This is a genomic window from Streptomyces sp. NPDC047130, from assembly GCF_040643475.1.
GTDB lineage: Bacteria > Actinomycetota > Actinomycetes > Streptomycetales > Streptomycetaceae > Streptomyces.
Map to the genome: position 1 here is coordinate 1 of NZ_JBEYUK010000059.1, position 8,624 is coordinate 8,624.

Here is an 8,624-nt window from a genome sequence, read left to right on the forward strand (position 1 = left end):
GTTGGCGCGGACGGTGTACACGCAGCCCGCGCTCTTCGCGGTCGAGGTGGCGCTGTTCCGGCTGGTGGAGTCCTGGGGTCTGGCCCCCGACGTGCCCTCCGGGTGCGCGGGGCCGGTGGGGTTCCGCGTCGTCGCCCCGCGCAGCGCGCTCCGGCGGACCTCGTCCCTCCGGGAAGGGGGCGGGGGAGAGGGCGGTGCTGTCCGCCCGGCCTCCGCCCGCGCCGCGCGCCTCCGCCCCGCGCCGCGCCGCGGGTCACGTGGCGCCGGCCGCGGGGCCCGGTGCCCGCGGCCCGCAGGGCGGCGCGTGTATGACGGGGCGGGCGGCCGGGGGTGGGCGGCGGGGGTCAGGCGGCGGGGCGGCCCATGCCGCGGTAGGTCCAGCCGGCGGCACGCCACGGCTCGGGATCGAGCGCGTTCCGCCCGTCCAGCAGCACCCGCCGCGCCGTGACCGCGCCCAGCTTCTCCGGGTCCAGCTCCCGGAATTCCCGCCACTCGGTGAGGTGGAGCACTATCTCCGCCCCCCGCACCGCGTCCTCGGCCGTCTCCGCGTATCCCAGCGTGGGGAAGACCCGCCGCGCGTTGTCCATGCCCTTGGGGTCGTACACCGTGACCTGGCCGCCCTGCAGGTGGATCTGCCCCGCGACGTTCAGCGCCGGGGAGTCCCGCACGTCGTCGGAGTCCGGCTTGAACGTCGCGCCCAGCACCGCCACCCGCTTGCCGAGGAACGGCCCGCCGCCCAGCGCCTCCCGCGCGAGCTCGACCATCCGGCCGCGCTGGCGCATGTTGATGGAGTCGATCTCCCGCAGGAAGGTCAGCGCCTGGTCCGCGCCCAGCTCACCGGCGCGCGCCATGAACGCCCGGATGTCCTTCGGCAGGCAGCCGCCGCCGAAGCCGATGCCGGCCCGCAGGAACTTCTTGCCGATCCGGTCGTCGTACCCGATCGCCTCCGCCAGCTTGGCGACGTCGCCGCCGGCGGCCTCGCACACCTCCGCCATCGCGTTGATGAACGAGATCTTCGTCGCGAGGAAGGAGTTGGCCGAGGTCTTCACCAGTTCGGCGGTGGGGAAGTCCGTGACCACGAACGGCGTGCCCTCGGACAGCGGCGCCGCGTACACCTCGCGCAGCAGCTTCTCGGCCCGGTTGCCGCGCACGCCGACCACGATCCGGTCCGGGCGCAGGGTGTCCTGGACGGCGAAGCCCTCGCGGAGGAACTCCGGGTTCCAGGCGAGCTCGACGTCCGCGGCGTCCGCGGCGTCCGGCGCGTGCGCCGCCAGGTAGGCCGCGAGCCGGTCAGCCGTGCCCACCGGCACCGTCGACTTGCCGACGACCAGCGCCCCGGGGCGCAGGTGCGGGGCGAGCGAGGCGATCGCGGAGTCGACGTAGCTCATGTCCGCGGCGTACTCGCCGTGCCGCTGCGGGGTGTTCACGCAGACGAAGTGCACGTCGCCGAAGGCGCCGACCTCCGCCCAGTCCATGGTGAAGCGCAGCCGCCCGGAGGACCCCTCGATCCCGGCCACATGCCGGCGCAGCAGGTCCTCGAGACCGGGCTCGTACATCGGGACCTCGCCCCGCTGCAGCATCTCGATCTTCTCGGGGACGACGTCCAGGCCGAGCACCTCGAAGCCGAGCTCGGCCATGGCCGCGGCGTGCGTGGCGCCGAGATAGCCGGTGCCGATCACGGTGATCTTGAGGGCCATGGGGTGCTCCTGAAGGGTGACGTCCTTGCTGTCCACGTGCTGGCTGCGCGCCGACCGAGCATAACCGGGGGGTGGACGTCCGCCCTTACGGGAAGGCCCCGGGCAGGTGTGACCGCTGTCGCCAACCTCACGGAAGCCTCCCGGTGCCCCGGCGGCGGGAACGTCCTAGGATTCGGCTACTAAACGGTAGTTAACTGCATCGTTCCCTCTTCTTCCTTCCCTTGGAGCGTGAGAGACCTTGGCCGGATCGGCTGACTTCGACCTGTACCGCCCGTCCGAGGAGCACACCATGCTCCGCGACACGGTCCGTGCCCTCGCCGAGGCGAAGATCGCCCCCTACGCCGCGGCGGTCGACGAGGAGGCCCGCTTCCCCCAGGAGGCGCAGGACGCCCTGGTCGCCAACGACCTGCACGCCGTGCACGTCCCGGAGGAGTACGGCGGCGCGGGCGCCGACGCGCTCGCCACGGTGATCGTGATCGAGGAGGTGGCCCGCGTCTGCGCCTCCTCCTCGCTGATCCCGGCGGTCAACAAGCTGGGCTCCCTGCCGGTGATCCTCTCCGGCTCCGAGGAGCTCAAGAAGAAGTACATGACCCCGCTCGCCAAGGGCCAGGGCGGCTTCTCCTACTGCCTCTCCGAGCCGGAGGCCGGTTCGGACGCGGCGGGCATGAAGACCCGCGCCGTGCGCGACGGCGACTTCTGGGTGCTCAACGGCGTCAAGCGCTGGATCACCAACGCCGGCGAGTCCGAGTTCTACACGGTGATGGCGGTCACCGACCCCACCAAGCGCTCCAAGGGCATCTCCGCCTTCGTGGTCGAGAAGTCCGACGAGGGCGTCTCCTTCGGCGCGCCGGAGAAGAAGCTCGGCATCAAGGGCTCCCCGACCCGCGAGGTCTACTTCGACAACGTCCGCATCCCCGCGGACCGCATGATCGGCGAGGAGGGCACCGGCTTCGCCACCGCGATGAAGACGCTGGACCACACCCGCATCACCATCGCCGCGCAGGCCCTCGGCATCGCCCAGGGCGCGCTGGACTACGCCAAGGGCTACGTCCAGGAGCGCAAGCAGTTCGGCAAGCCGATCGCCGATTTCCAGGGCGTGCAGTTCATGCTCGCGGACATGGCCATGAAGATCGAGGCCGCCCGCCAGCTGACCTACGCGGCCGCCGCGAAGTCCGAGCGCAACGACCCCGACCTGACCTTCCAGGGCGCCGCGGCCAAGTGCTTCGCCTCGGACGTCGCCATGGAGGTCACCACCGACGCCGTCCAGCTCCTCGGCGGCTACGGCTACACCCGTGACTACCCGGTCGAGCGCATGATGCGCGACGCCAAGATCACGCAGATCTACGAGGGCACCAACCAGGTCCAGCGCATCGTGATGGCGCGCAACCTGCCGTAGCACCCGCGCCGCAGCCGCACGGCTCGCCGCACCACGGGAAGGGCGCCCCGGCCGCACGGCCGGGGCGCCCTTCGGCGTCCGCGGGGGCGACCTCAGTTGCCCTTGACCGTGACCCGCTCGTCGTTCTTCAGCTGATCGACCAGCTTCTCCACCTTGGCCTTGTCCCAGACCAGGCTGCCGCCGCTGGAGCCGGATATCGGCATGTTCATCGATGTGCCCTCGCCGCCGGTGACGCCCTTCATCGCCCAGAACATCGAGGCCAGGTCGAACAGCCCGGTGCCCTCGCTGACGATCAGGGTGTCCAGGCCGGCGCTCAGCGTCGGGTAGAGGCGGAACGGGTTGAGGACCGTGCCCGGCGTGGCCGCCTGGTTGGCGAGGGCCGAGAGGAACTTCTGCTGGTTCTTCGTCCGGTCCAGGTCGCTGCCCGCGAAGGCGTACCGGGTGCGGACGAACGCCAGCGCCTCCTCGCCGTTCAGGGTCTGCTTGCCGGCCTCGAAGTCGGCGCCGGACTTCTTGTCCTTGAACGCCTTGGGGATGTCCATCTCCACGCCGCCGACCGCGTCCACGATGTTCGCGAAGCCGGCGAAGCCGATCTCCACGTAGTGGTCGATGTGCAGTCCGGTGTTGTACTCCACGGTGCGGACCAGCAGCTCCGGGCCGTCCTCGGCGTACGCGGCGTTCAGCTTCACCCGGCGGCCGGTGCCCTCGTAGAACTTGCCGGAGTCCGAGCCCTTGTAGCTGGGGATCTCCACCGAGGAGTCACGCGGCAGGGATATCAGCGTCGGCCCGTTGCTCCCCGTGTGCAGGATCATCATCGAGTCCGTGCGCTTGCCGTCGGCGGAGCCGGTGTGCAGGCGCTTCTTGTCCTCGTCGGACATGCCCTCGCGGCTGTCGGAGCCGACGATCAGGTAGTTGGTGCCGTCGCCCTCCTCCGGCCGCTCGATGACCTTGGAGAGGTCGACCTCCTCGCGGAGCTTGGAGTCGGCCCAGAAGTAGGTGCCGACCGTCACCACGAGCAGGGCCATGACCACGGTGATCGCCGTGCGCTTGACCCGGCGGCCCCGGTCCGGCGTGCTGCGGTAGCCGCCGTCGTACCCGCCGTCGTCGTAGCCACCGCCGCCGGGGCCGCCGGCGCCGCGGCCGGCCTGATGGCCGCCGTAGACCTGACCGGTGTTGTAGCCGCTGTCGTACCCCGGGTCGTACCCGGCGTCGTACGGCGGGGCGGCCGGCTGGCGCGGGACGTCGCCGTAGGGCGCGGCGGGACGGCCCGGGGGCGGGCCGGACGGCTCGCGGCGGACCTGGCGCATCACGCGGGCGGGCTCGGGCTCGCCCGCGCTGCCGCGCCCGTACCGGTTGCCGCGGCTGTTGTCGGACCATCCCTGGGGCCAGTCATTCATGCCCGACAGTCTGCACGGTCGGACGGCACCCTCAGAAGGCCTGTGGAAAACCCGGGGCCCGCCTGTTGCGAACCCGACACATGAACCGGGGCAAATCGGGCCGGTGCAGGATTCCCGCATAAGGTGGAGGGCATGACAGAACAGGCCCTGACCTCCGATTCCGGCATACCCGGGAAGCCCGCGTCGGCGACGCGGCTCACGCTCAGCCACATCATGACCCACCACGACACCAACCTCCTCGGCACGGTGCACGGCGGTGTGATCATGAAACTGGTCGACGACGCCGCGGGCGCGGTGGCGGGGCGGCACTCCGAGGGGCCTGCGGTCACCGCGTCCATGGACGAGATGGCCTTCCTCCAGCCGGTGCGGGTGGGAGACGTGGTGCACGTCCGGGCCCAGGTGAACTGGACGGGGCGGACCTCGATGGAGATCGGGGTGAAGGTCCTCACGGAGCGGTGGAACGAGTCGGTGCCGCTGAGCCACGTCGGGTCGGCGTACCTGGTGTTCACGGCGGTGGACGAGGGCGGGAAGCCGCGGCCGGTGCCGCCGGTCATTCCCGAGACCGAGCAGGACCGGCGGCGGTACCAGGAGGCGCAGATCCGTCGCAGCCACCGGCTCGCGCGGCGGCGGGCCATCCTCGAACTCCGCGAACAGCGCACCGCCGCGGGCCTCGCCGACTGACCCCGTTCGCCCTGCGGACCGGTCGCACAGAACGCAGCCGCAGGGCGGCGGGCCCCACCGGCCGGTGCCCGGGAGGAGGGGAAGCTACTCGCAGACGACCTGGTCGCCGGTGACGACGCCGTCCTCCCCCTGGTACGGGTCCTCCGCCCTGACCCTGCGGACCTCCGTGAAGTCCGCCCCGGCGAGGACCCGCAGGGTCGGCCCCAGCCCCGGCCGCGCCCGCACCTCCGCCCCCGGCAACGCCGCCGCGAGCGACTTCGCGGACCGGTCCCAGCGCGGGTCGTGCAGCACCACCGTCCGCCGCACCGCCCGGTTCGCCGCGTTCACCGGCGACCCCGTCGTGACGAACCCGGTCGCCGCCAGGCCCTTGTCCACCCGCCGGCCGAGCTCCGGCGTCATCGTGCCGTTCTCCACCTGCACCCGGATCCGCTCCGGCGCCACCGGCACCCGCACCGCCTTGGGCCGCTTCGCGACGTGCGGCGCCAGCGGCCGGTCCTCGCGCAGTGCCGCGAAGATCTGCCGCGCCTTCGCGTCGTCCCACTTCAGCGTCTCCCCGGCGACACCGGGCGCCCGGTACTTCATCTGCGCGATCGGCACGGTCGTGAACTCCGAGGACGACGGCGAGAAGTTCCGCATCGCCCGCCCCAGGTCCATCATCTGCCCGGTGCCGAAGCCGTGGTCCGCCCGCACCGACCCCAGCACCGTGCCCGCGACGTTCTTCAGCTTCACCGGGTTGAGCAGCACCCCCGACGAGGTGGCCTGCTCGATGAGCGCCGCCAGGAACCGCTGCTGCCGCTGCATCCGCCCGAAGTCGGACGCCGCGTCGACGTGCCGCGCGCGGACGTACTGCAGCGCCCGGCCGCCGTCCAGCCGGTGCTGGCCGGCCCGGAGGTCCAGCCCGGTGTGCGAGTCCTTCAGCGGCTCCACGGTGCAGATCCGGACCCCTCCCAGCACGTCCACGGTGCGGATGAAGCTGGTGAAGTCGACCTCCAGGTAGTGGTCGATCTTCAGGTCGGTCATCTTCTCCACGGTCCGCACGGTGAGCTGCGGCCCGCCCTCCGCGTAGGCGGCGTTCAGCCGTACCGGATGCCCGGGCCGCTCGGCCCCGGTGTCCGGGTCGGTGTACTGCGGGGTCACCGCGAACGAGTCCCGCGGCAGGCTCACCACGCTGGCCCGGTCCCGGTCCTCGGAGATGTGGACGACCATCATCGTGTCCGTGCAGTGGCACGGCTGCCCCCCGAGGCGGTACTTGCGCCGCTCCTCCGGGGTGATGCGGTCGCGCGCGTCGGTGCCGACCACCAGGACGTTGGTGCCGTGGCCCGCGTGCGGGCGGTTCTTCATGTCCCGGAACGGGTCGACGCGGGTGATGCCCTCGTCGATGCCGGTGAGCACCGAGTGACCGACGCCGGCCGCGGCCAGGACGGCGACGGAGAGGGTGGTCACCAGGCGTCCGCCCCAGCCGCGCCGCCTGGCGGGACGCCGTGGCCAGCGTCCCCCTCCCGCGCCGCCTCCGGTCCGCCGCGGCGGCACGCCGCCGCCCGCGCCCCCGCCTCCCCGGCCGCGCCCCGGCCCGTAGCCCGCCGGCCGCCCGGCCCCGGTCCCGCCGGACCCGTCACCGCGCACCGGGGTGCCCGCCCGGCCCGCCCGGGGCGGCACCGCGCGCGTCCTGCCCCGCCCCTGCGCCGGCCGGGACCCACCCGCCCCGGACCCACCGGCCCGTGACCCACCGGCCCGTGACCCACCGGCTCCAGCCTCACCGGCCCGAGCGGCGCCCGTCCGGGACTCCGGACCCCGGGACCCACCGGCCCGGGCAGCGCCCGCACGGGACTCGGGAGCCCGCGTCCCACCACCGCGAGACGCACCGCCCCGGACCACCCCCGACGGGGCGGCCCCGGCCCGCGGAACCCCCGCCCGCGGAGCCCCGGCCCGCGGAGCCCCCGACCGTGGCGCGGAGGACCGCGCGGCGGCGGAGGACCGTTCCGTGCCCGCGGGAGGCGGGGAGCCGGGCAGCGGGGAGCGGTGCGGCCGGCGGTACCGGGGGTCCGGTCGTTCGGGCGGTCGGGGCGGTGTGGCGGGCAAGGGACGTACACCTCCGCGAGGGCCTGGGAGAGGGCCTGGGGGCTCCGTGGACGGCCCGCGAACCGGGCCGTATCCATCCGTTCCGTGAGCACGGTAGGCCGATACGATCTGCAGCCCGGTCCCCCGGCGGGACGGCGCGCGCCGCAGTCCCCCGATCGCGGTAACGTGAGGGCTGATGAACGCCAATTCCGACGTGCAGCTTCCTGCCGTGTCCGTGATCATGCCGGTCCTCAACGAGGAGCGGCACCTCCGTGAGGCCGTCCGCGCCATCCTCGCCCAGGAGTACGCGGGCGAGATGGAGGTCGTGATCGCCCTCGGCCCGTCCACGGACCGCACGGACGAGATCGCCGCAGAGCTCGTCCGCGAGGACTCCCGGGTGCACACGGTCCCGAACCCGACCGGTCGCACCCCCGCCGCCCTGAACGCGGCGATCAGGGCCTCCCGCCACCCCGTCGTGGTCCGCGTCGACGGCCACGGCATGCTCTCGCCGAACTACATCGCCACCGCGATCCGCCTCCTGGAGGAGACCGGCGCGCAGAACGTCGGCGGCATCATGCACGCCGAGGGCGAGAACGCCTGGGAGCACGCGGTCGCCGCCGCCATGACCTCGAAGATCGGCGTGGGCAACGCCGCCTTCCACACCGGCGGCGCGGCCGGCCCGGCGGAGACGGTCTACCTGGGCGTCTTCCGCCGCGAGGCGCTGGAGCAGCAGGGCGGGTACAACGAGGAGTTCATCCGCGCCCAGGACTGGGAGCTCAACTTCCGGATCCGCGAGGCGGGCGGCCTGATCTGGTTCTCGCCCGAGCTGCGGGTCTCCTACCGGCCGCGGCCCAGCGTCAAGGCGCTGGCCAAGCAGTACAAGGACTACGGCCGCTGGCGGCACGTGGTCGCCCGCTACCACCAGGGCTCCATCAACCTGCGCTACCTCGCCCCGCCGACCGCCGTGTGCGCCATCGCGGCGGGCCTGGTCGCGGGCGTGGCGCTCACCCCGTGGGCGTTCGTGGTGCCCGGCGGCTACCTGGCCGCGATCGTCGCCGGGTCCGTCCCGGCAGGCAAGGGCCTGCCGCTCAAGGCGCGGCTCCGGATCCCGGTCGCGCTGGCCACCATGCACATGTCCTGGGGCTGGGGCTTCCTCACCAGCCCCAAGTCGCTGGCCCGCAAGGTCATCGCCTCCCGCCGCCCGGCCGTGCTGACCCCGGCCACCGACTGACGCGGCGGCGCGCAGGCGCACGGAGCACCGAAGCGCACGGAGCGCACGGAGAGCACGGGGAGCACCGGGAAGGGCCCGGCCGAAACGTTTCGGCCGGCGTCCGCGGCGACTACTTCGGCGAGTGGGAGCACGGGGGCAACGGCTGCGAGACCCGCTCGCCCGCC

At 73.2% G+C, this 8,624-nt stretch carries 6 protein-coding genes; 3 read left to right on the plus strand and 3 right to left on the minus strand.

Annotated features, from left to right (window positions below; translation table 11 throughout):
- Positions 1–344: 344 nt before the first annotated feature.
- Positions 345–1,697, minus strand: coding sequence for a UDP-glucose/GDP-mannose dehydrogenase family protein (locus ABZ836_RS30305; RefSeq protein WP_361147565.1), 1,353 nt, complete (start codon positions 1,695–1,697; stop codon positions 345–347).
- Between the two features lie 238 nt (positions 1,698–1,935).
- Here ABZ836_RS30305 and ABZ836_RS30310 point away from each other — a divergent pair, with 238 nt between their 5' ends.
- The gene (locus ABZ836_RS30310) at positions 1,936–3,093 is read left to right on the plus strand and encodes an acyl-CoA dehydrogenase (protein WP_356135413.1); all 1,158 of its coding nucleotides are present in this window, start codon (positions 1,936–1,938) and stop codon (positions 3,091–3,093) included.
- Positions 3,094–3,185: 92 nt separating this feature from the next.
- Here the strand turns inward: ABZ836_RS30310 and ABZ836_RS30315 are convergent, their stop codons facing one another.
- Positions 3,186–4,490: an LCP family protein gene (locus tag ABZ836_RS30315; protein ID WP_356135411.1), complete on the minus strand. Its 1,305-nt coding sequence runs from the start codon at positions 4,488–4,490 to the stop codon at positions 3,186–3,188.
- 132 nt (positions 4,491–4,622) lie between these two features.
- Here ABZ836_RS30315 and ABZ836_RS30320 point away from each other — a divergent pair, with 132 nt between their 5' ends.
- On the plus strand, positions 4,623–5,171 hold the full coding sequence (locus tag ABZ836_RS30320; protein ID WP_356135409.1) for an acyl-CoA thioesterase: 549 nt from the start codon (positions 4,623–4,625) through the stop codon (positions 5,169–5,171).
- Between the two features lie 84 nt (positions 5,172–5,255).
- On the opposite strand, the gene ABZ836_RS30325 is transcribed toward ABZ836_RS30320, so the two are convergent.
- Complete coding sequence (locus ABZ836_RS30325; protein WP_361147573.1) at positions 5,256–6,617, minus strand: LCP family protein; 1,362 nt, start codon at positions 6,615–6,617, stop codon at positions 5,256–5,258.
- Positions 6,618–7,425: 808 nt separating this feature from the next.
- Between ABZ836_RS30325 and ABZ836_RS30330 the strand changes: the two genes are divergently transcribed.
- Positions 7,426–8,460, plus strand: a complete 1,035-nt coding sequence (locus ABZ836_RS30330; RefSeq protein WP_361147570.1) for a glycosyltransferase family 2 protein — start codon at positions 7,426–7,428, stop codon at positions 8,458–8,460.
- Positions 8,461–8,624: the final 164 nt, after the last annotated feature.